General features: G+C 63.3%; 20 protein-coding genes. 9 read left to right on the plus strand and 11 right to left on the minus strand.

Features of this window, described 5'->3' with window-relative positions:
• Position 1 precedes the first annotated feature (1 nt).
• The 11 genes from K6T84_RS04010 to K6T84_RS04060 form a co-directional block, all read right to left on the minus strand.
• Positions 2 to 436, minus strand: coding sequence for an ester cyclase (locus K6T84_RS04010; RefSeq protein WP_225400651.1), 435 nt, complete (start codon positions 434 to 436; stop codon positions 2 to 4).
• Positions 433 to 1,536: a 4-hydroxy-2-oxovalerate aldolase gene (gene dmpG / locus K6T84_RS04015; RefSeq protein WP_225400650.1), complete on the minus strand. Its 1,104-nt coding sequence runs from the start codon at positions 1,534 to 1,536 to the stop codon at positions 433 to 435. Before dmpG ends, K6T84_RS04010 begins: the two co-directional genes overlap by 4 nt.
• Positions 1,533 to 2,474, minus strand: coding sequence for an acetaldehyde dehydrogenase (acetylating) (locus K6T84_RS04020; RefSeq protein WP_225400649.1), 942 nt, complete (start codon positions 2,472 to 2,474; stop codon positions 1,533 to 1,535). Before K6T84_RS04020 ends, dmpG begins: the two co-directional genes overlap by 4 nt.
• A complete protein-coding gene (locus K6T84_RS04025; RefSeq protein ID WP_225400648.1) occupies positions 2,471 to 3,268 on the minus strand; it encodes a 2-keto-4-pentenoate hydratase in 798 nt (265 codons plus the stop codon). The genes K6T84_RS04020 and K6T84_RS04025 overlap by 4 nt, the downstream gene beginning before the upstream one ends.
• 35 nt (positions 3,269 to 3,303) lie before the next feature.
• Positions 3,304 to 4,068, minus strand: coding sequence for an SDR family NAD(P)-dependent oxidoreductase (locus K6T84_RS04030; protein ID WP_225400647.1), 765 nt, complete (start codon positions 4,066 to 4,068; stop codon positions 3,304 to 3,306).
• Positions 4,065 to 4,577 (minus strand): aromatic-ring-hydroxylating dioxygenase subunit beta, encoded by a 513-nt coding sequence (locus tag K6T84_RS04035; protein ID WP_225400646.1) that lies wholly within the window; start codon positions 4,575 to 4,577, stop codon positions 4,065 to 4,067. Before K6T84_RS04035 ends, K6T84_RS04030 begins: the two co-directional genes overlap by 4 nt.
• The gene (locus K6T84_RS04040; protein ID WP_225400645.1) at positions 4,574 to 5,884 is read right to left on the minus strand and encodes an aromatic ring-hydroxylating oxygenase subunit alpha; all 1,311 of its coding nucleotides are present in this window, start codon (positions 5,882 to 5,884) and stop codon (positions 4,574 to 4,576) included. Before K6T84_RS04040 ends, K6T84_RS04035 begins: the two co-directional genes overlap by 4 nt.
• Positions 5,881 to 6,720, minus strand: a complete 840-nt coding sequence (locus K6T84_RS04045; protein WP_225400644.1) for an alpha/beta fold hydrolase — start codon at positions 6,718 to 6,720, stop codon at positions 5,881 to 5,883. The genes K6T84_RS04040 and K6T84_RS04045 overlap by 4 nt, the downstream gene beginning before the upstream one ends.
• A complete protein-coding gene (locus K6T84_RS04050) occupies positions 6,717 to 7,793 on the minus strand; it encodes a DODA-type extradiol aromatic ring-opening family dioxygenase (RefSeq protein WP_225400643.1) in 1,077 nt (358 codons plus the stop codon). The genes K6T84_RS04045 and K6T84_RS04050 overlap by 4 nt, the downstream gene beginning before the upstream one ends.
• Positions 7,699 to 8,808 carry an amidohydrolase family protein gene (locus K6T84_RS04055; protein ID WP_225400642.1) on the minus strand — a complete coding sequence of 370 codons (1,110 nt, stop codon included), beginning with the start codon at positions 8,806 to 8,808 and terminating at the stop codon, positions 7,699 to 7,701. Before K6T84_RS04055 ends, K6T84_RS04050 begins: the two co-directional genes overlap by 95 nt.
• Before the next feature lie 185 nt (positions 8,809 to 8,993).
• Positions 8,994 to 9,725, minus strand: a complete 732-nt coding sequence (locus K6T84_RS04060; RefSeq protein WP_225400641.1) for a FadR/GntR family transcriptional regulator — start codon at positions 9,723 to 9,725, stop codon at positions 8,994 to 8,996.
• A 90-nt stretch (positions 9,726 to 9,815) separates the two neighbouring features.
• Here K6T84_RS04060 and K6T84_RS04065 point away from each other — a divergent pair, with 90 nt between their 5' ends.
• From K6T84_RS04065 to K6T84_RS04105, 9 genes are all read left to right on the plus strand, one after another.
• Positions 9,816 to 11,495: an AMP-binding protein gene (locus tag K6T84_RS04065; protein ID WP_225400640.1), complete on the plus strand. Its 1,680-nt coding sequence runs from the start codon at positions 9,816 to 9,818 to the stop codon at positions 11,493 to 11,495.
• 287 nt (positions 11,496 to 11,782) lie between these two features.
• Positions 11,783 to 12,544, plus strand: a complete 762-nt coding sequence (locus K6T84_RS04070; RefSeq protein ID WP_408066050.1) for an MlaE family ABC transporter permease — start codon at positions 11,783 to 11,785, stop codon at positions 12,542 to 12,544.
• 14 nt (positions 12,545 to 12,558) lie between these two features.
• A complete protein-coding gene (locus tag K6T84_RS04075; RefSeq protein WP_225400639.1) occupies positions 12,559 to 13,413 on the plus strand; it encodes an ABC transporter permease in 855 nt (284 codons plus the stop codon).
• A gap of 4 nt (positions 13,414 to 13,417) precedes the next feature.
• On the plus strand, positions 13,418 to 14,812 hold the full coding sequence (locus tag K6T84_RS04080) for an MCE family protein (protein WP_225400638.1): 1,395 nt from the start codon (positions 13,418 to 13,420) through the stop codon (positions 14,810 to 14,812).
• Positions 14,809 to 15,837: an MCE family protein gene (locus K6T84_RS04085; RefSeq protein WP_225400637.1), complete on the plus strand. Its 1,029-nt coding sequence runs from the start codon at positions 14,809 to 14,811 to the stop codon at positions 15,835 to 15,837. Before K6T84_RS04080 ends, K6T84_RS04085 begins: the two co-directional genes overlap by 4 nt.
• Positions 15,834 to 17,159, plus strand: coding sequence for an MCE family protein (locus K6T84_RS04090; protein WP_225400636.1), 1,326 nt, complete (start codon positions 15,834 to 15,836; stop codon positions 17,157 to 17,159). The genes K6T84_RS04085 and K6T84_RS04090 overlap by 4 nt, the downstream gene beginning before the upstream one ends.
• Entirely contained in the window at positions 17,156 to 18,448 is a 1,293-nt protein-coding gene (locus tag K6T84_RS04095) for a virulence factor Mce family protein (RefSeq protein ID WP_225400635.1), read from the plus strand. Before K6T84_RS04090 ends, K6T84_RS04095 begins: the two co-directional genes overlap by 4 nt.
• A complete protein-coding gene (locus K6T84_RS04100; protein ID WP_225400634.1) occupies positions 18,445 to 19,602 on the plus strand; it encodes a virulence factor Mce family protein in 1,158 nt (385 codons plus the stop codon). The genes K6T84_RS04095 and K6T84_RS04100 overlap by 4 nt, the downstream gene beginning before the upstream one ends.
• Position 19,603: 1 nt before the next feature.
• Positions 19,604 to 21,055: an MCE family protein gene (locus K6T84_RS04105; protein WP_225400633.1), complete on the plus strand. Its 1,452-nt coding sequence runs from the start codon at positions 19,604 to 19,606 to the stop codon at positions 21,053 to 21,055.
• The last annotated feature ends 41 nt before the right edge of the window (positions 21,056 to 21,096 follow it).

Here is a 21,096-nt window from a genome sequence, read left to right on the forward strand (position 1 = left end):
GCTACGTCAAGCCGAGTTGGGTCAACAGGGTGGCGACATTCCAGTAGGCGTGCACCGAGACCGCCCGGCCATCGTTGTCGACCTCCCATACGTCGAGCCCGGGAACGTCGAACGAGCGACCGGTGGGCGCGACCCCAGGTGGGAACCCCTCCCCGGTGTGGGTGCCGAGCATCCGCCATTCCTGCGATACGCGGCGGTTGGCGACGTCAACGAGGGGCTCGCCCACGGCATGAAACGCCATATCGGGGAACCCGGCCCATGCCGAGGTGAAGAATCCGCCGGCCTGTTCGTGGTCGGTGATCGGTGCGGGCAGCGACGGGTCTTCCCACTGCACGCTCGCGGCAATCACATCGAGCGCCGTCGCCAAATTCCGCTGGTTCCATGCGGCGAAATATCGGGCCGGGTATCCGGCGAGATCGCTGGTGGTGCTGGTCATACGGAAGGTCCTTTCCGGACGTCAGAGGTTGCCGCGGCACCCAGGCTAGGGCCGTCGCCGCCGGGTGGTCGTCCCCCTAACGGGAGGTTATCGGCGCCCGCGGTGAGCATGTCGAGCGCTACGTCGGCGATCATGTCTTCCTGGCCACCGACCAAGCCCCGGCGGCCGACTTCGAGCAGAATGTCTCGTACGTCGATGCGGTAGCGCTGAGCGGCGTTTTCGGCGTGGCGCAGAAAGCTGGAGTACACGCCGGCGTAGCCGAGGGTCAAGGTTTCCCGGTCGACGCGCACCGGCCGGTCCTGCAGCGGGCGGACCAGATTTTCCGCGGCGTCTTGCAGGGTGAACAGATCGCAACCATGAGACCAGCCGTGCAAGTCAGCGACGGCAACGAACGCTTCGATGGGGCAGTTGCCTGCTCCGGCGCCGTGGCCGCACAGCGACGCGTCGACACGGTAGGCGCCTTCTTCGACCGCGACCACCGAGTTTGCCACCGATAGCGACAGGTTTTCGTGGGCGTGAATGCCGATCTGGGTGTCCGGGTCGAGAATGTCGCGGTAGGCGCGCACCCGGTCACGCACATCGCGCATCGTCAGACGCCCACCGGAGTCAGTGACGTAGACGCAGTGCGCGCCAGCGTCGGCCATGATCTTCGCCTGGCGCGCAAGGAGATCCGGCGCGGCCATGTGCGACATCATCAGAAATCCGGACACATCCATACCCAGCTCGCGGGCCTTGGCGATGTGCTGCTGGGCGATGTCGGCCTCGGTGGCGTGGGTGGCTACCCGCACCGATGTGACACCTAGGTCGTGGGCGGCTACCAGATCGTGGACGGTGCCGATCCCGGGCAGCAGCAAGGTCGTCAGCCGGGCGTTGGTGATTGACTCGGCCGCGGCGGCGATCCATTGTCCGTCGGTGCAGCTGCCGGGCCCATAGGTGAGGCTGGAGCCGGCCAACCCGTCGCCGTGCGCGACTTCGATCGCCGCAACGCCGGCGGCGTCTAGGGCGGTGGCAATGCGGCGGACTTCATCGACCGCGAGCCGGTGCCGGACCGCGTGCATGCCGTCGCGAAGAGTGACGTCTTGGAGGTAAAGCTCTGTCATTGCACCCGTTCCGGTGTTTGTGCGGCAAGGGTTTCGCCAACCCGCAGTGCGGCTGAGGTCATGATGTCGAGGTTGCCGGCATACGCGGGCAGATAGTGGGCCGCGCCCTCGACCTCCAGATACACCGACACCTGCCAGCTGGGGCGGCCGTGTTGAGCTTCGACCAAGTTATGGGCCGGGTCGCCGGCGTCGATTGCCCGAAACTGCACTCGTTGTTTCAGCCGGTAGCCGGGGACGTAGGCGGCGACGGTGTCCACCATCGTCGCCACCGACCTTTCGACCGCGTCAAGGTCGGTATCGCCGATCAGGCAATGCACGGTGTCGCGCATGATGAGCGGTGGCTCAGCCGGATTGAGCACGATGATCGCCTTCGCACGCTTCGCGCCGCCGACGACCTCCAATGCCTTGGTTGTGGTCTCGGTGAACTCGTCGATGTTGGCCCGGGTGCCCGGGCCCGCGGACTTCGACGCGATTGAGGCGACGATCTCCGCGTAGAGAACCGGTGTGCAGCTGCTGACCGCCGCGGCGACGGGAATGGTGGCCTGCCCGCCGCAGGTCACCATGTTGACGTTTGACCTGTCCAGGTGTTCGTGCAGGTTGACTGCCGGGACGACGAACGGACCGATCGCCGCTGGCGTGAGATCGACCAGTGTCTTACCGTGCGGCGTCAGGAGTCGGGCGTTGTTGTGATGCGCGGCCGCCGAGGTCGCGTCGAAGATCAACGCGATGTCATCGAAGTCCGGCCTAGCCAACAGGCCCCGCACACCGTCCGCAGTGGTCGGTACGCCGAGACGGCGTGCCCGATGTAAGCCGTCGGAGTCCTTGTCGATACCGACCATCGCGCCCACCTCAAGGCGGTCCGACAGCCGCAGTATTTTGATCATCAGATCGGTGCCGATATTGCCGGACCCGATGACTGCTACCTTGGTGCGCGTCATCGGTCTGCCTCGGTGAAAGAGACTTCGACCGAGCCGATTCCGTCGATCACCGCTCGGTAGGTACTGCCAGGGTGCACGGGCACCATCGGTCCTAGCGCCCCGGAGAGCACGATATGCCCGGCCAGCAGCGGAGCCCCGTTGTCACAGGCAGTCCGGGCCAGCCACCGTAGTGCGTTGAGTGGGCTGCCCAAACAATCCGAACCTCGTCCGCTGGACACGGCAACCCCGTCTTGGGTGAGCTGCATACCGAGGGAGGCGAAGTCAACGTCGGCTGCGTCGACGACCTCTGCTCCCAGCGCGAAGAGGGCCGACGAACCGTTGTCGGCGATGGTATCGACGATGCTGATCGACCAGTCTCGCACTCGTGAGTCGACGATCTCGATGGCTGGTACCGCGATGCCGGCCGCTGCCCTGATCCGTGACTCCGAAAGTTCGCCGTCCAGATCTTCGGCTAAGATGAAGGCGATCTCGGCCTCGACCTTGGGCTGCAACAGTTTTCCGATAGAAGCGCTCGCTCCCGAAGCCAGCTGCATGTCGGCGAACAGCACCCCGGAGTCGGGTTGGTCGACGCCCAGTTGGCGCTGGACGGCGGGGGACGTCAGGCCGATCTTGTGGCCGACGATCCGGCGTCCGCGCGCCAGCGAGTCCTCGGTGAGCAGTTGCTGCACTGCATAGGCCGAGACGATGTCCTGGTCGCCCAGGATGTTACGGACCGGGTCGCATTGCAGCGGTGCGGCGGCCGCCGAGATCAGCCGATCTGCGGCCTGATGCAAGTCAGTTGTGGTGCGGGCCATGACGTTGAGTCCTTCAGATCGTGGGCAGCGGGGCGTCAGCCCATGCTGCTGCCGCCGTTGACGTAAATCGTTTGTCCGGTGATGAATCCGCTGTCTTTGCCGGCAAGGAAGGCGACAGCAGCCGCTACGTCAGCGGGATCGCCCGGGTGGCCCAGCGGCACTATGGCGGTTCCCTCCTCGATTACGTGAACGAGGCGCGGTGGTGCGCAGCCGGAGTCAAGCAACGTGGCCAGCTCAGGCGTGCGCACGTAACACGGCGCCACGGTGTTGGCCGTGATGCCGCTGGTGGCGAACTCGCGTGCGAGACCGGTGACCATCGCATGCACACCGCCTTTGGCGGCGTTGTACATGGCATGGTCCACCAGACCGGTACGCACTGAATCGGCACCGATGTTGATGATTCGACCGTGTCCTCGAGAGACCATGTGCGGCAGGGCGGCGCGCACGCAGTAGATGGTCGTCCACAGGTTGTTATCGATGGTGGCCCGCAGCGACTCCTCAGTGTGTTCCAGTGTCGGTAGGATTGCGCCGCCGCCCGCGTTGTTCACCAAGACATCGACGTGGCCGAGTGCCTGGACCGCAGCAGCGAACAGATCGTCGGCCACCCCGGGCTGGTTGAGCTGGCCGACGAAGCCTCCGGCGATCCGGGCCTTCTCTCGCAGCCGCTCCAGACTCTCGTTGCTGCGGACCGCGGCGAAAACTGTTGCACCATCGGCGATCATTCGCGTAGCGATACTCAGGCCGATGCCCGAGGCAGCACCGGTAACGACCGCCGTCCGGCCGCTCAACGCGCCGCTCATAGGATGATCGCCACGTCGGCAACGGCACGAAGATCCGTCATCGCAAGTTCCGCCCTTTTGAAGGCGATCCGGAGCTGACCGTCTCGGCGGCGGAGTCGGTAGCGGTAACGGCCGACGTAACAGTCCGAACGTCCGGCCCGGAACCTCCACACGGTGAACAGCGCAGTCACCGAAATCTCGTCCCCCGACGTCTCCAGCTGCACATTGAACACCTGGTGGTTGGTGCGGGAATGGGGAAATTCGCGGTGGGCATGTCGGCTGTTGAGGCGGGTGACCCTGGCCGCCAGCCGGGTGTAGTTGTCGTCGATGAGCATCAGATCCTGATTGGGATCGGCGTCGACCGCGTCATTGCAGGGCACCTCATATTTGATGTCCGGGTCGAACAGCAGCAGCCAATCGTCGAGTCGCCACCCGTCCAGCAACGCCGCCTCGGCGTAGAGAAACTCCTCAACTTCCGACCTGGTTACCGCGGCGACCGCAGCTCCTTCCTTCGCAGTCGGCGCGGTCATTTCGCGTCCGCCAAGTCCGCGGCGCTGCCCATTTGCTGCTGCCACCGCCGCCAGAAGGCCCGCATCTGTTCCTCATCGCTGGCAACCGGATCTCGTCCCATGCCGCGGGAGATGTCATTCCATTCGACTCCACCACTGGTGTAACCCTGTTGGCAGGATTCCAGCGCCTCCGCGTCGTCGGGGGTGGCGAAGCCGCCCGGGCCCAGAAACGTCAGAAAGCTGTCCAAGCGTCGTTGGCGCAATGCAGGAGATTCGTTGAGCGGAGCGAGTTCCCAAGCGGATACGTCGACGACATCGGGGGCGGGTGGGTAGAAGGTGCGAACCACCACGGCCATGATGTCGTTGATGACCAGGTTCGGGTAGATGACCAGGTTGCGATTCACTTCGGCCATCGCATGCGCGCGCTCCTCACCGTACTTTTCGACGAGTTCGGCCCGCAGTCGGTCGATTTCTACGCGCGAATCCTCACCGAACAGCGGCTCCCACTTGGCTACCGGGCGTCCCCACGGAGAGGAGTATTCGATCACAGCGTGACCGTTGCCGAGGTCGACCCCGCGGCCGAGGACGCCACCGCGCAGGTCGGTGCCGAGCGACACCAGGTACTTGAAGTAGGTGTCGTGGGTGGACTCGGCGTGATACCCGTCGAAGCTGTTCTCCACGAGTAGCTTCCAGTTCCCGCCGAAGCTGTACTGGTGACTGCCGCGGACCAACTCGGCCGACCCGCCGCAGCCGTCGATGACCAGGTCGAGGTAGTCCTTGGCGCCCGCCAGATAGGTCGGCAGATCCACGATATCGGGATCAAAGCTCGCGAATACGAAGCCGCGGTAGGTTTCCAACCGGGGTACCCGCTTGAGTCCCAGCTCCTCGAAATCCAAGCCGCCGGTGTACGCATCGCGGCCCGGCACTCCCTTGAGCTTTCCCTCGGAGTCAAAGGTCCATGCATGGTAGAAGCACTGGAACACTTTGGAATTTCCAGAATCCTGGCGGCATACCACCGCGCCGCGGTGGGTGCAGGTGTTGTGGAACACGTTGACGTTACCGGTTTTCACCCCGCGGACCATGAATATCGGCCGACCGCCGACCGAACGTCGCACGTAGTCGCCCGGCTCGGTGATCTCAGATTCGTGGCCGACATAGAGCCAGGACTTCCCGAAGACCCGGTCGACTTCTGCTCGGTGTACCTCCGGAGAGGTCAACGCCGAGCGGTGCACTCGGAACCGTTGATTTACCGTGTCATCGACCACCAGCGGCAGCTGCGCCACATCCTGGGTGGCCCGGGACACCGAGGGGCCCACCCCGGCGCTCATCGCTGACCCAAGTAGTCGGCGACCAGCGCGGAGAACTCACCGGCGCGCTCGATCTGGGTCCAGTGTCCGCATGCACTGAACACGTGCAGATCAGCGTTGGGTAGTAGCCCCATCATCGTGACCGAGACGTCTAGGGGAACAACCTTGTCCTCCTGGCCATGAACGAGCAGTGTCGGAGTGGCGATGCCGCGGACTTCTGATTCGGTGATAGCCAGTTCGGACCCGGCATGTTTGGGATCGAAGAACATGGCGCGGTACGCCTCGAAGACGCCGGCGGCGATACTGGCTTCGTGACGGATTGCGACGAGTTCGTCGGTGATCATCGTCGGGTCGACCGCGAAATAGGTACGCAATAGCTCGCGCATCGCGTGATGAGAGGGTTCATAGGCCCGCAGCGCGGCCAGACCGTCGGTGAGCGTCATACCGACTCCCGGAGTGCCCATCAGCACCATCTTGGTGATTCGGTCCGGCCGGTCGATGGCCATCTGTAGCGCGATGCGCCCACCCAGCGAGTTGCCGACCACCGCAGCACTTCTGATGTCGTGTGCGTCGAGGAACGCCCAGACATGGTCGGTCCAGGTGCGCAGTGAATAAATGATGTCATCGGGTCGTTCGGTTGCGCCGAACCCGACAATATCGGGGGCGAGTACGTGAAATTTGTGGGACAACGGCCCGATGTTGTACTGCCAGTTGGCCAGTCCCGAGACGCCGGGGCCGGAACCGTGCAGCATGATGACCGGTTCGCCGGAGCCGGCCTCAAGGTAGGTGGTTTTGATGCGTCCGGCATCGATGGTGTGCGGCTCTAACACCATCTCCGTCTCGGTCGGTTTCGTCATCGCGGGTTCCCTTCCTGGAATACGGCAAAACACTTGTTGGAGTTGAAGACATCGGTGGTGACGAGCTCCGACCAGGCCAGGTCCAGGCTGAGCTCGTCGGCCGCGCCGGTCAGGCAGAACCAGTTGAGCATTTCGTGCTGACCGGCCTCGACGATGTCGCGGCTGGGAGTGGCGCGCCACGCGTCGTAGTCGCGGTCCACGAACAGCTGATAGAGCCGGCGGTCGGCGTCGGTGTCGGGTGTGATGTGCCAGGTCTTGTCAGTCAAGAACGCATGCGACCAACTCGAGGACGCCACCAGGGCCACGCGCAGGTCGGTGTCCCGGAACGCCTGGGCGACTGCGCGGCCCAGCGCGAAGCAACGGGCTGGAGTGGGCCCGGCCGGATCAAGCCGTTCGTCTGCGATGGCGGCGAATCGGGCCAGGCCACCCCGGCGCGCGATTGCATGTTGCCCGTAGCAGTTGACCGTGATGGGGATGATCCGGTAGTCGAATTGTGCCCCGGCGTGGGGGTAGTCCAGGAACAGCTGAGTGTTGACGATGGCATGGGGAAACGGTGCGTTGCTGCGCTTCTGGTAGGAGTAGGCGATGTCGAATCCGCGAGCGATCAAGGCGTTAGCCAGCTGACGGGCGCGCTCGGCGTCGCCGTGCAGAGTGATGGCGGAGTCGTCGGGTAGGTCCCAGGCGTTCGGGCTGCCCCGGTGATTCATCAGCTCGAAGGGGTTGACGTCGACGTCGTCGTAGGCGAGTACGCAGAACGGCGGGACGATCTCTTCCCGGAAGTTTTCGTACTGATCGTCGCCCCACACCACCACCACATCGGGGGCGAATTCGTCGAGGGCATCACGGCAGCGAGAAAGGTTGTCCACCAGTACCTTGCGGTGCTGTGCCGCGGCTGCGACACCGCCGTCGGCGCCCCATTCGGCGCGCATCGGCGCGGTCCAGTTGGCGGGATCCTTCGCTTCGGCGGGAATGTCGGGATCAGTCAGTGTCCAACGCAGGAGATCCGCCATGTGGTCGTCTGTCCCGGCCAGCAGCGGATAGTGGGTCAGGCCCAGCCCCAGGAATTGCGCCATAGTGTTCCTCCAGATTGGTGCGGCTGATCCTGCGACGCAGGTCGGCGGGAAGGTCGCCCACGATGTCATCGATGGGTTCGGGCATTGCGGGGAATGGGTAGTCGGATCCGAACATGACGTGGTCGTGGCCGAAGAGCCGGACCGCCGCGCGCAGCGCACTTCGGTCGTATGTCAGTGAGTCGCACCATAATCGGCCGGCCAGCCGACTTGGCAGGGCTGGTGTTCCGGCGTCGTTGCCGGCCAGCCTCGCCCCCTTGTCGAGCCGCCCGATCATCGCTGGCAATGCGCCGCCACCGTGCGCCAAACAGAGTCGCACCTCGGGTCGGCGTACGAGTGCGCCGCCGGTTATCAGTGCTGCTGCCGCGAGAGCCGTCTCGATCGGCATTCCGGCGCCGAAACCGAGTCCCAGACCCGTCACCCGAGGCGATAGATCCTGGTCGCTGGGGTGGACCAGCACCATGGCGCCGAGTTCATGCGCCACAGCAAAGAATCGGTCCAGGCTCGGATCGCCCAACTCGGTGTCGACGACCTGCGTGCCGATCTCGACTCCGAGGAATCCCGGACGCCGCATGCACCGACGCATCTCCTCGACGGCAAGGTCGGGATCCTGGAGGGGGACGGCGCCCAGCGCAGCGAACCGGGTGGGGTGTTGCTGCACGAGTCGGGCAAAGAACTCGTTCTGGGCCGACGCGAGCTCCGCCGCTCCGCTCGCCGACGCCCGATAACAGAACGTAACCGGAATGGGCGAAAGGACCTGTACCGCAACACCGTAATGATCCATGTCGGCGATTCTGGCGCCGGGGGACCAGCACCGGTGATCGATCTGGCGGTAGCGCCGCCGGCCGAACATCAAGCATGCGGTGGCTGCGCCGGTGCGCTCGATACTGGGCCAGTTGTCAGCCGGATAGCTCTGTCGCAGATCTGGCAAGTCGACGTCGACGGCATGGGTATGCACGTCGAGGAGGCCGGTGCCGGCAGATCGGTGAACGTCGATGGTCGTGCCTCCGTCCAGCAAATCGTAGGGGCGAGTCTCGCATCACAATAATGATTATGACTACATAATTCAAGACATACATACACAATAGTTGTTAGGGGTGCGCCCTTGGTGGTAGAAGTACCGATATGCAGGCACGATTGACCCCGGCGATGCAGGGGAGAGTGGCAACCGGGCCGTTCGGACCGGCTAGCGGCAGCGTCGGGTCAGGGTTGCTGCGGGGTGTGGGGCGTTCGGTCCAGATCGTCACCGCGGATCAAGTCTCGATCGTGGCGGTCGAGCGCATCGATGAACGCCGGCTGATCGTGCAAAGCGATGGCGGCCACGATGTCGTTGTGAACTTCGAGGCTCTCGGCCAGGAGCGGCTCATGGCCGCTCACGAACACCACCCGGCTCAACACGGCCTTGATGCTGGTCACGACGAGCTGGTGCATGCCCTCCAGTACGGGGATGTGGGCCGCAACCGCGATCACGCCGTGGAACGCCAGCACCGCGTCGAAGAACTGCGCGGGTTCGGTGCTGGTCTGCATCGTGGCCATAGCCGAGCGCATCGCGGCGATGTCGTCGCTGGTCGCTCGCTCGAACGCCGCCTTGGTCAGGCCGAACTCGAGGTACAGCCGGGCTTCCAGAAGGTCCAGGGGGTGCGGGGTGGACGGCTGAAACCACAGGTCGAGGGCTCCCAGATGGACCTGAGGAGGCGCGCTGGCCACGGTGATTCCACCGCCCGGTCCCGGGCGGACCGTGACCAGGTCGCGATCACGCAGAATTCGCAACGTCTCGTTCATCACTGTTGGGCTGATACCGAAGCGGTCCATGATCTCCGACCGGCGCCCGAGGTGCGCTCCGACCGGCAGTCGGGCGCTGAGTATCTCGTGCTCCAGATCGGCAGCGACGCGTTCAGCCCGAGAGGAGCGCAGTGCAGGCTCGCGCGGTTGCATACGCAGCCCCCTTCGGGTTCGGCATCGGCGCCACAGTAGCGCCGGCATACAAGTTTTCCAATCAGAACCGATTGTGAGGAGTACGGATCGATGGACCACACAACCAGCGGTGCAGCCTACCGCGCCGTCCGCGACAACCTGGTGCGACACCGCAGCGACTACGACGCTGCGGCCGCCAATTTTCACTGGCCTGATGTCGGGGAACGATTCAACTGGGCGCTCGACTGGTTCGACCCGATCGCGGTGGGCAACCCTCGAACGGCGCTACGAATCATCGGTGAGGATGGGACGGATCGCTCCTACTCGTTCGCCGATATGGCTGCGCGCTCAGACCGGCTCGCCACATCCCTGGCGGCTGACGGCGTCGTGCCCGGCGATCGCGTCATGGTCATGTTGGGAAACCAGGTCGAGCTATGGGAGTCAATGCTGGCCATCATCAAACTGGGCGCGGTGATCCTGCCGGCCACAACCGCACTGGGGGCCAACGAGCTTGTTGACCGTATCGGCCGCGGCGCGGTGCGCCATGTCATCACCAATGCCGACCAAGTGGACAAATTCGCTGAAATACCAGGGAATTTTGGCCGCATCGTGATCGGCGACGCGGAATCCCCCTGGCGGCCCTACCGGTTGGCCGACAGAGGAGCCCCGCCGCTGCAGCTCGGTGCCCGGACCGGTGCGGACGACCCGTTGCTGGTCTACTTCACCTCGGGCACCACCAGCCGGCCCAAACTCGTCGAGCACACCCACCGGTCCTATCCGGTCGGGCATCTGTCGACGATGTATTTTTTGGGGCTCCGTCCCGGTGACGTTCACCTCAACGTCAGTTCGCCGGGATGGGCCAAGCATGCCTGGAGTTCGTTCTTCGCGCCGTGGATCGCCGAGTCAACGATTGTGGCCTACAACTACACGCGATTCGACGCATCGCGCTTTTTGGCGATGCTGCGGACGGCCGAGGTGACCTCGCTCTGCGCGCCACCGACGGTGTGGCGCATGCTCATTCAGGCCGACCTCGGTGCCCGGCCCGTCGCGTTACGGGAGGCTGTGGGCGCAGGCGAACCGTTGAACCCGGAGGTCATCGCTCAAGTGCAGAAGCGCTGGGGTGTGACCATCCGTGACGGGTTCGGGCAGACCGAAACCACCGCCCTGATCGGAAATACCCCGGGTTCACCGATCAGGCCGGGTTCGATGGGACGGGTGCTGCCCGGCGTTGCGGTGCAGATCGTCGACCCCGTCACCGGGCAGCCGTCCGCCGAGGGTGAGATCTGTTTGTGCATGGATCCGAGACCGGTCAACCTCATGGCCGGTTATCTCGGCGATGCCGACCGCAACGCCCTGGCCACCGCAGGTGGCTACTATCACACCGGGGATGTGGCCAGTTGCGATGCGGACGGCTACCTCACCTATATCGGCCGCACCGATGATGTTTTCAAAGCCTCCGACTACAAGATCTCCCCGTTCGAGCTGGAAAGTGTGCTCATCGAACATCCAGCGGTGGCGGAGGCAGCCGTGGTGCCCGCCCCAGACCCGACCCGGTTGGCGGTGCCGAAGGCCTACATCAGCCTGGCGGCAGGATGGTCCCCGGATCGGAGTACCGCCGACGTGATCTTTGACCATGCTCGCTGCGGCCTTGCCCCCTACCAGCGCATCCGGCGGATCGAATTCGCTGAACTGCCTAAGACGGCTTCCGGAAAGATCCGGCGCATCGAGCTTCGTCATCGCGAAAGCACCTGCCCGCCAGGCGGTTTTGCGAACGAGTTCCGTGATCGATAATCTGCGTTCACTAAGCAGTTCGGCCCGCAGATGTCGTCGCGACTCCTGCGCATCGAACGGCCAGATTGCAGGTGCATTACCTCTTCGGAGGACTCGATGTACCCCTTTAGTAGGTAGCCAGCGAGGTGACCGCCTCGATAACGTCCCGTGTTGTGCTAACAGCCGACGACGATCTGGAGCAAGAAGCGCCCGGAGGAAACTCCACGCTGATGGCATCACCGAGTCCGACGAGCCCGGCGCCCACACCCAGCGGACACCGACTCGAGGTGATGAGGGCGTTGTATTCCATGCGTCGGTACGCTGGACCGGTCATCGCCGTGGGGGACTTCTTTGCGATGACGCTGGATGTCTTTGTAGGGCTGTTCACGTCTCGACTATCTTGGCAGGAATACCTCAGTCAGACCTGGTTCGTGGCCCGGGTATCTTTTCTGCCCGCGATACTGATGTGCATCCCGTATTCGGTGATCAGCAATTTCTGTTTCAACATCTTGCTGAACGAGTTCGGAGCGGCCGACTACTCTGGTGCCGGCGCCGCGTTCTTCACCCTTACCCAGATTGGCCCGATCGTGACCGTCTTGGTGATTTCGGGTGCGGCTGCCACCGCCACCTGCGCCGATCTGGGTGCACGGACCATCCGCGAGGAGCTTGACGCGCAACGCGTGATGGGCATCGACCCGATCAAGGCATTGGTGATCCCGCGCGTGCTCGCAATGACCACGGTGTCATTGGCCCTGGGCGCGATGGTGATCTTGTCGGGAATGATCGCGACGTTCTTTTTCAGTGTCTTCGTCATGAATGTCTCCCCGGGTGCCTTCGTCTTCGGCATGACAGTGCTTGCCGGATTCGGGGATTTCGTGGTGTCGGAGATCAAGGCGCTGCTATTCGGTCTGGTTGCCGGTTTGATTGCCTGCTACAAGGGGATCACGGTCGGCGGTGGGCCGGCCGGGGTCGGGAACGCCGTCAACGAGACCGTCGTGTTTGCCTTCATGGCGCTGTTCGCCACCAACATCATCGTGACCGCCGTCGGCGTTCACTTCACGCTCAAATGAAAACGACTGGCAACGTGACGATTTCAATTCCCTCTCACCGGCTACCGCATCTGGCGCGGGCAAAGGAAAAAGTGGTCGACGGGTGGAATCAGATCGGAGAGCAGACGCGGTTCTATTTCAGCACCCTCGGCGCGGTACCCGATGTGATCATCAACTATCGCTCTGAGCTATTGCGACTTGTAGCCCAAATGGGCATGGGGACAGGCGCTCTCGCCCTGATAGGCGGCACGATCGTGATCATCGGATTCATGACGATGATGACCGGCGCCATCGTGGCGACGCAGGGATACACCGAATTCCAGTCTGTGGCAATCGAAGCACTGACGGGCTTCGCGGCGGCGTTCTTCATTCCCAGGCTCATCATCCCTGGAACTGCACAGGTCACGTTGTCGGCCACTATCGGTGCCGGTGCCACCGCGCAGATGGGCGCGATGCGGATCAACGAGGAGATCGATGCTTTAGAGGTGATGGGCATTCGAAGCATCACGTACCTGGCGTCGGCGCGGCTTGTTGCGGGGACCGTCGTCACCGTCCCGTTGTACGCCGTGGCGCTGATGGCAGGATTCTTTGCTGCCCGTTTGGGTACGACCGTCTTTTACGGTCAGCCAACCGGTGTCTACGACCACTACTTCAAGACCTTTCTGAACCCGACCGACCTGATGTGGTCGTTCGTCCAAACCGTCGCGGAGGTGGTCGTGGTCATGCTGGTCTGCACCTACTACGGGTTCAACGCCTCCGGCGGACCGGCCGGAGTCGGTGAGGCGGTCGGCCGGGCGGTACGGGCATCGATGGTGATCGGGTCAGCGGTCCTCATGGCTGTCACGTTGGCTATCTACGGCCACAACCCCAACTTCCATCTGGCCGGCTAGCGACATGGCATCCGGGCGACAAGAACACCGCATCCCCACCGCGTGGTGGCCACTGGTTCTGGTGGCGATAATCGGTGCGGGAATCTTCGCGACATCGGTGGCGTATAACGGAAGCTTTCGATCCTTTGTGCCGGTCACGCTGACGTCGGATCGCTCCGGACTGGTCATGGAGACCGGTGCAAAGGTCAAGCTGCGCGGTGTGGATGTGGGGCGGGTCGCGCAGATCGATCATGGGCAGGGGCGGGCCGCCCTCAAACTCGAAATCGACCCGGATCAAATCCGTTACATTCCGGCCAATGTGGGGGCGAAGATCGATGTCACCACGGTGTTCGGTGCTAAGTACGTCGAACTGGAGTATCCGGAGCACCCCAGCCCCAAGCGGCTGGCTGCCCATGCAGTGCTGCAATCCAGCAACGTCACCACCGAGGTCAACACGGTGTTCGAGAACGTTGTCGACCTGCTCAAGATGGTCGAACCGGAGAAGCTGAATGCCGTACTGTCTGCGGTTGCCGAAGGCGTGCGCGGACGAGGTCAACGGATCGGTGAAGCGACCACCGGACTCAATGAGGTGCTGGTAGCGCTCAACGCTCGTAGTGACACCATCCGCCAGGATTGGCGTTCACTCAACGGCTTCAACGAGACCTACGCCGCCGCCGCGGACAACATCGTCACGGTCCTGGACGCCGCCACCACCAGTAGTGCCACCGTCGTGAAACACAAAGACGCACTTGATGGTCTGCTGCTCAGCACCCTCGGCCTCTCCGAGGCCGGAACGACTCTGCTGGGAGCAACCAAAGACAGTTTCGTCTCGACGGCTAACCTCTTGGGGCCAACGACAGACCTGCTGCTTGAGTACAACCCAGAACTCACGTGCACGCTGCAGGGAGCCGATTGGTTCCGCCAGAATGGAGCTTGGGCCTGGGGCGGTGACGGCCGGACCATCCAGTTCGATGTGCAGTTGCTGGGGGGTAACGAACCCTATGTCTATCCAGACAACCTGCCTATCGTCGCCGCCAAGGGTGGACCCGGTGGGAAACCGGGGTGCGGGTCGCTGCCTGATGTGACGCAGAACTTCCCGGTGCGCCAGTTGCTCACCAACACCGGCTGGGGAACCGGCCTGGATGTCCGGCCCAATCCGGGTCTGGGTCAGAACTGCTATGTCGACTATTTCCGAGTCACTCGCACGGTGCCGTTGCCGCCGGCCGCCCGGGAGTGCCTCCCGGGACCGGCGGTGGGCCCTCAACCGGAACTCGGGTTCGGCACACCCCCGTACGGCGCGGCGCTGTATGGCCCAGGCGGAGTGCCGCTGTTCCCGGGAGTGCCGCCGGCAGAGCCCAATCCGGCGTCGGTTGAACGGCAAAGCGCGACCATGTCCCCGGAATCAGGAGACCAGCCGTGACGGCGAATTTGAGAGGCGTCGTGTGGCGTCTCGCGATCTTCATGGCCCTTTCAGTGGTGGCCGCGACCGCGACAGCGGTGATCTTCGGGCAGTTTCGATTCGGTGGCGGTAAAAGTTACAACGCCGAGTTCACCAATGTCACCGGATTGAGAAAGGGCCAGATGGTCCGAATCGCCGGTGTGGAGGTTGGCAAGGTCCAGGACATCGTGGTCAAGCCGGACTCCACGGTGCGGGTCACTTTTGCTGCCGACCCTTCGGTAGTTCTCACCGAAGGCACTCGGGCACAGATTCGCTATGACGATTTGATCGGAGGGCGTTATCTGGCACTGGAGGAAGGAGCCGGGGATGCCCGGATACTGAATCCGGGCCAGACGATCCCGGTCTCTCGCACTGCGCCTGCGCTAGATCTGGATTCGGTGACGGGCGGCTTCCGGCCACTGTTTCGGGCGTTGGATCCGGATCAGGTGAACGCACTCAGCGGCCAGTTGATGTCGGTGCTACAGGGCCAGGGGGGGACGATCAGCTCGTTCTTGAGTCAGGCTGCAGCCGTGACCAATACGCTGGCCGACCGTGATCTGTTGATCGGGCAGGTCATCGACAACCTCAACGTGGTGATGGGGTCATTCGGCGGGCAGAGCGATCAGCTCGACAAAGCGGTGACCTCATTGGCGGAGTTGACCCATGGATTGGCAGACCGCAGAGTTGAAGTCACGAATGCGGTGGCCTACACCAATGCTGCTGCCGGCTCCATCGCTGACCTACTCAGCCAGGGGAGGGAGCCCTTCCAAAAGGTGGTTGGCGAGACCGACCGCACCGCGGAAATCCTGATGGAGGACCGCGACGACATCGACGCGTTGCTCAATGTACTGCCGGACAAATATCGAGCGATCAATCGGCAAGCGCTCAACGGCGGCTACTTCAGCTTCTACTTCTGCGACGTCGTCCTCAAACTTAACGGCAAAGGGGGACAGCCGGTGTACACGAAGGTGGTCGGCCAGAGCACGGGTCGGTGCGCGCCGAAATGAGGAATAAGTCGTTCGCTGAGCGCAGTCCCTTGGCGATCGGCGCCGGGGGTATCGCCGGCGTGGTCGTGCTGATGCTGGTCGCGCTGCAGTACCACAAGTTGCCGATCGTCAACCAGAACAAGAATGTCTCTGCGTATTTCGATGATGCGGGTGGCTTGTTCACCGGCGCGGCCGTGGAGGTTTCCGGCTATCCGGTGGGCAAGGTATCCAGCATCGCACTCGACGGTCCCGGCGTTCTAGTGCGGTTCACCGTCGCCAAGAACATTCACTTGGGTGACCGTTCCGAAGCGGGGATCAAAACCAAGGGTCTGTTGGGTACCAAGATGCTCGACGTCACCCCGAAGGGCGACGGCGAACTGATCGGTGCAATCCCGATCGACCGGACGACATCCCCATACCAGCTGCCCGACGCCCTCGGGGACTTGGCCACCACCATCAGCGGGCTGAAGACCGATCAGCTGTCCGATTCGCTGGCCACTTTGGCCCAGACCTTTTCCGATACGCCGCCCGACGTGAAAATCGCCGTGCAGGGCGTGGCCCGGTTCGCCGAAACTCTTGACGCCCGCGACGCCCAGCTGCGCAGCCTGCTGGGTAACGCGGCCAAGGCTACCGGAGTACTGGCCAAGCGCACCGATCAAGTGGTCGGCTTGGTTCGGGACACCAATGCGCTCCTCGCGCAGTTGCGCACACAGAGTGCGGCGCTGGATCAGATTGCGACCAATATTTCGGCAATGTCACGGCAATTGAAGGGATTCATCGCCGAGAACCGGCAGCAGTTGCGTCCCGCGCTGGACAAGCTCAACGGGGTGTTGGAGGTCGTCGACAACCGCAAAGAGCGCGTGCAGCAGGCCATCAAAGGGCTACTCACTCACGTCACATCGCTGGGGGAGGCGCTGGCGTCCGGTCCCTTCTTCAGTGCTTACGTCGTCAACCTCTTCCCGGGACAATTCGTGCAACCCTATGTCGACTCCGCCTTCTCCGACTTGGGACTAGACCCCGCCACGTTGCTGCCCTCGCAGCTGAGTGACCCAGAGGTCGGCCAGCCCGGCACCCCGGCACTGCCGACGCCATATCCGCGAACCGGTCAGGGCGGCGAGCCGCGGCTGAACCTGCCCGACTCGATCACCGGCAACCCCGGAGACCGCCCCTGTGGTTGGGGCACCGGCTGTTACCCCTATCGGGAGCCACCGCCGGCGCCGGCGCCCGGCGGGCCTCCGCCAGGACCGCCCGCGGTGACCATACCCGCACCGGCGCAGACACCGATCTACGTGCGGGCGCCGGGTGAGGTGCCGCCCCCCAACCAGGCAGGAGGTCAACCGTGATCACGCGGCTGCGAGCACATCCGCGCATGGTGATGGCGACCGTTTTGGTACTGATGCTCGGTGCTGGCGGTGTGGTCGCTCTACAGGGGCTCCAACGGATCACCCGGAACACGGTGGTCGGTTACTTCGATAACAGCAGTGGCCTGTATCCCGGTGACGAGGTGCGCATCCGGGGTGTGCGGGTCGGTGAGGTCGTAAAGATCGAACCGCAGCCGCTGCGGTCCAAAATCACGTTCTGGTTCGACCGCAAATACAAGGTCCCTGCCGAAGTCAAAGCGGCGATCCTGTCACCGCAACTGGTGACCGGTCGGGCAATCCAGTTGACACCGCCCTACACCGGCGGGCCCACGATGGGCAACGGTGCGGTGATCCCACAGAATCGCACTGTGGTGCCGGTCGAGTGGGACGACATCCGGGCTGAACTGGTGCGGCTGACAGAACTGCTGAAGCCGACCGAGCCCGGCGGAGTGAGTACGCTCGGTGAGGCGATCAACACCGCTGCTGACAACCTGCGCGGCCAAGGCAGCTCCATCCGAAACACCATTATCAAGCTGTCGCAAGCGGTGTCGGTGCTCGGCGACCACAGCGATGACATTTTCAGCACGGTCAGAAACCTATCGACGCTGGTGTCGGCGCTGCATGACAGCAGCGGTCTGCTCAGCCAACTCAACCGCAACCTGGCCAGCGTGTCGTCGGTGTTGGCCGACGACCCGAACAAAATCGGACAAGCAGTCGAGGACCTCAACTCGGTGGTCGGCGACGTGCAGAGCTTCGTCGCCGAAAATCGCGAAACGTTGGGCACCACGTCGGATCGATTGGCCTCGATCACCACCGCTGTCACCGAAAGACTCGACGACATCAAAGATCTGCTCCACCTTGCCCCGACGGCAGCCGTCAACTTCATCAACATCTACGAGCCGGCGAACGGTTCATTGACCGGTGCGCTGGCCGGCACCAACATGAACAACCCGATCGCCTTCCTCTGCGGTGCCGTGCAGGCCGCGTCCCGACTGGGCGGCGAGGAAGCGGCGAAGCTATGCGTGCAGTACCTGGCGCCGATCGTCAAGAACCGGCAGTACAACTTCTTCCCGCTAGGCGAGAACCTGTTTGTCGGACCGCAGGCCAGACCCAATGAAGTGACCTACAGCGAGAACTGGATGCGACCCGATTACGTTCCGCCGGCGGGAGATTCGCCACTACCGGCGGAGGCATCCCCAACTGGGGTTGTCGCTACCGACCCGTCTTCCGGTCTACCCGGCATGATGGTTGCCCCGGGAGGTGGCTCATGAGGCGCCGCTGGTCCCGTCGCGCAGCGGCATGCCTGGTGCTGATCGCGGTTGCGGTAGGGGGCTCCGGCTGTGGCTGGCGGGGGCTGAACTCGTTGCCGCTGCCGGGCACCGAGGGTAATGGCCCCGACTCCTTCGAGATCAAGGCGCAGATGCCCGATGTCAGGAACATCCAACAGAATTCGCGGGTGCGTGTCGCCGATGTGACGGTCGGTCATGTGACCAAAATTGAGCTTCAAGGTTGGCGTGCGTTACTGACCATGCGTCTTGACGGCAACGTCGACTTACCCGCCAACGCGACCGCGAAGATCGGCCAGACCACCATCTTCGGCTCGCTGCATATCGAACTCGCACCTCCGAAAGACACTGAGCCGCAAGGTAAACTACACAATGGATCGCTGATTCCGGAGTCGCAGGTGGCCGCCTTCCCGACTGTCGAGCAGACCCTGGCCGCGTTGTCGTTGGTGCTCAACGGCGGCGGGTTGGGCCAGGTTGGGGACATCACCGAGGCGCTGAGCACGGCGTTTCGCGGTCGTGAGCAAGATGTCCGTAGTTTGATCGACCAGTTGGACAAGTTCGCCGCGAACCTCAACGACCAGACCGGTGACATCATCGCGGCCAGTGACAGCCTCAACCGGCTGGTCGGAAAGGTGGCGGCGCAGCAACCCGTCCTTGACCGGGCTATCAAGACTATTCCTCGTGCCCTTGAGGTGATCAACGGCGACCGCGAGGTCTTGATCCAAGCAGCCGACCAATTAGGGAAGTTCAGTGCTCTGGCTGCTGACACCGTGAATAGCAGCAAGGAAGACCTGGTCAAGGAGCTCAGGGCACTCGGGCCGGTGCTGGAGTCGGTCGCCAACGCCGGTCACAGCGTGACCAGCGCGCTCCACTACCTCCCCACGTATCCATTCCCGACCGACAGCATCGAAAAGTGGCAACGAGGTGAGTACGCGAACCTGACGGCGATCATCGACCTCACGCTGAGCCGGATCGACCAAGGGATTTTCACCGGGACCAAGTGGGAGTGCGATCTGACCGAACTGGAGCTGCAGTGGGGCCGCACCATTGGGCAGTACCCCAGTCCGTGTATGGCCGGCGGCCGGTTCAACTTGGGTAATCCACTCACAATTCCGTACCACTGGGACCAGGGGCCGTGACATGCGTTTGAGTCGACAGGCGACAATCCAGCTGATCGTGTTCACGACGATCGCGATGACCGCACTCGCCGCCATGGGACTGCACTTCATGCAGTTGCCAGCGAATCTGTTCGGTGTCGGTCGCTACACAGTCACGGTGGAGTTGCCGCGAAGTGGCGGACTGTACAAAACCAGCAATGTCACCTATCGCGGCAGCGAGGTGGGCAGGGTGGAGTCGGTGCAACTCACCCCGACAGGAGCTGCAGCCGAGTTATCGCTCCAGTCGGGTATCGACATCCCGTCGGATCTCACCGCCGAGGTACATAGCCAGTCAGCGATCGGGGAGCAGTACCTCGAGTTGCTGCCGCGAAACGGCACCTCGCCGCCATTGAAACACGGCGACGTGATCCCAGTGAGTAACAGCTCGGTGCCGCCCGACATCAATTCCCTGCTCGACGCCGTGAATACCGGCTTACAAGCGGTGCCGCGTGAAAATCTGAGGACCGTCGTCGACGAGTCGTACACGGCGGTAGGCGGACTCGGCCCGGAGCTATCCAAGCTAGTCAAGGGTGTTACTGATCTCTCGATCGGCGCCCGCGAGAATTTGGACCCGCTGCTCGCGGTGATCGACAAGGCACGGCCGGTACTCGACTCGCAGACGGAGACCTCGGATGCGATCCAGAGTTGGGCATCGCATCTGGCGACGGTGACCCGCGAACTGCAAACCCACGACGACGCCGTCGCCGGCGTCATCCAAAACGCCGGGCCCGCATTGAGCGAGGCACGCACGCTGGTTGAACGGCTCCAACCCAGCCTGCCGATTGTGCTTGCCAACATGGTCAGCGTCAGCCAGGTTGCCCTGACCTACCAACCGAACCTCGAGCAGCTTCTTGTCTTGGTGCCCCAGCTTGTGGCCGTCGAATCAGCAGGTCTGGTTGCCAACCACAACACCAAACAGGCCTATCGGGGGCAATACCTCAGCTTCAACCTGAACCTCAACCTCCCGGTGCCCTGCACCACCGGGTTCCTGCCCGCCCAACAGCAGCGGAATCCATCGTTCGAGGACTATCCGAAACGCCCACCCGGCGCCACTTACTGCAGGATTTCGCAGGATGCGCTCACTTCGGTCCGCGGTGCCCGCAATACCCCATGCACCACCCGGCCAGGCAAACGTGCCCCGTCAGTGAAGTTGTGCGAAAGCGACCAGGAATACGTGCCGCTCAACGATGGAACGAATTGGAAGGGTGACCCCAACGCCACACTCAGTGGCCAAGACATTCCAGATGTCCTGGGGCCCGGGGACCCCGGGCTGGAGCTTGAGATGTCGACGCAGCTGCCGCCAATAGTCGAGTACGACCCGGCGACCGGCAGCTATATCGGCCCCGACGGGCGCCGGTATACCCAATCCGATCTGGCCCAAAGTGCGCCCACGGAGAAGACATGGCAAACAATGCTGGTGCCGCCGGGCAGCTGACAGTGCTGAGGAATACCCAGGGCAACCACGACGAACGGAGG

This window comes from Mycobacterium zoologicum (genome assembly GCF_020181635.2).
GTDB classification, from domain to species: Bacteria; Actinomycetota; Actinomycetes; order Mycobacteriales; family Mycobacteriaceae; genus Mycobacterium; species Mycobacterium zoologicum.

Coding starts and splice junctions, on each gene's coding strand:
- K6T84_RS04010 (WP_225400651.1), bottom strand. CDS start 436: ATGACCAGCACCACCAGCGATCTCGCCGGATACCCGGCCCGATATTTC.
- dmpG (WP_225400650.1), bottom strand. CDS start 1,536: ATGACAGAGCTTTACCTCCAAGACGTCACTCTTCGCGACGGCATGCAC.
- K6T84_RS04020 (WP_225400649.1), bottom strand. CDS start 2,474: ATGACGCGCACCAAGGTAGCAGTCATCGGGTCCGGCAATATCGGCACC.
- K6T84_RS04025 (WP_225400648.1), bottom strand. CDS start 3,268: ATGGCCCGCACCACAACTGACTTGCATCAGGCCGCAGATCGGCTGATC.
- K6T84_RS04030 (WP_225400647.1), bottom strand. CDS start 4,068: ATGAGCGGCGCGTTGAGCGGCCGGACGGCGGTCGTTACCGGTGCTGCC.
- K6T84_RS04035 (WP_225400646.1), bottom strand. CDS start 4,577: ATGACCGCGCCGACTGCGAAGGAAGGAGCTGCGGTCGCCGCGGTAACC.
- K6T84_RS04040 (WP_225400645.1), bottom strand. CDS start 5,884: ATGAGCGCCGGGGTGGGCCCCTCGGTGTCCCGGGCCACCCAGGATGTG.
- K6T84_RS04045 (WP_225400644.1), bottom strand. CDS start 6,720: ATGACGAAACCGACCGAGACGGAGATGGTGTTAGAGCCGCACACCATC.
- K6T84_RS04050 (WP_225400643.1), bottom strand. CDS start 7,793: ATGGCGCAATTCCTGGGGCTGGGCCTGACCCACTATCCGCTGCTGGCC.
- K6T84_RS04060 (WP_225400641.1), bottom strand. CDS start 9,725: ATGCAACCGCGCGAGCCTGCACTGCGCTCCTCTCGGGCTGAACGCGTC.
- K6T84_RS04065 (WP_225400640.1), top strand. CDS start 9,816: ATGGACCACACAACCAGCGGTGCAGCCTACCGCGCCGTCCGCGACAAC.
- K6T84_RS04070 (WP_408066050.1), top strand. CDS start 11,783: ATGCGTCGGTACGCTGGACCGGTCATCGCCGTGGGGGACTTCTTTGCG.
- K6T84_RS04080 (WP_225400638.1), top strand. CDS start 13,418: ATGGCATCCGGGCGACAAGAACACCGCATCCCCACCGCGTGGTGGCCA.
- K6T84_RS04090 (WP_225400636.1), top strand. CDS start 15,834: ATGAGGAATAAGTCGTTCGCTGAGCGCAGTCCCTTGGCGATCGGCGCC.
- K6T84_RS04100 (WP_225400634.1), top strand. CDS start 18,445: ATGAGGCGCCGCTGGTCCCGTCGCGCAGCGGCATGCCTGGTGCTGATC.
- K6T84_RS04105 (WP_225400633.1), top strand. CDS start 19,604: ATGCGTTTGAGTCGACAGGCGACAATCCAGCTGATCGTGTTCACGACG.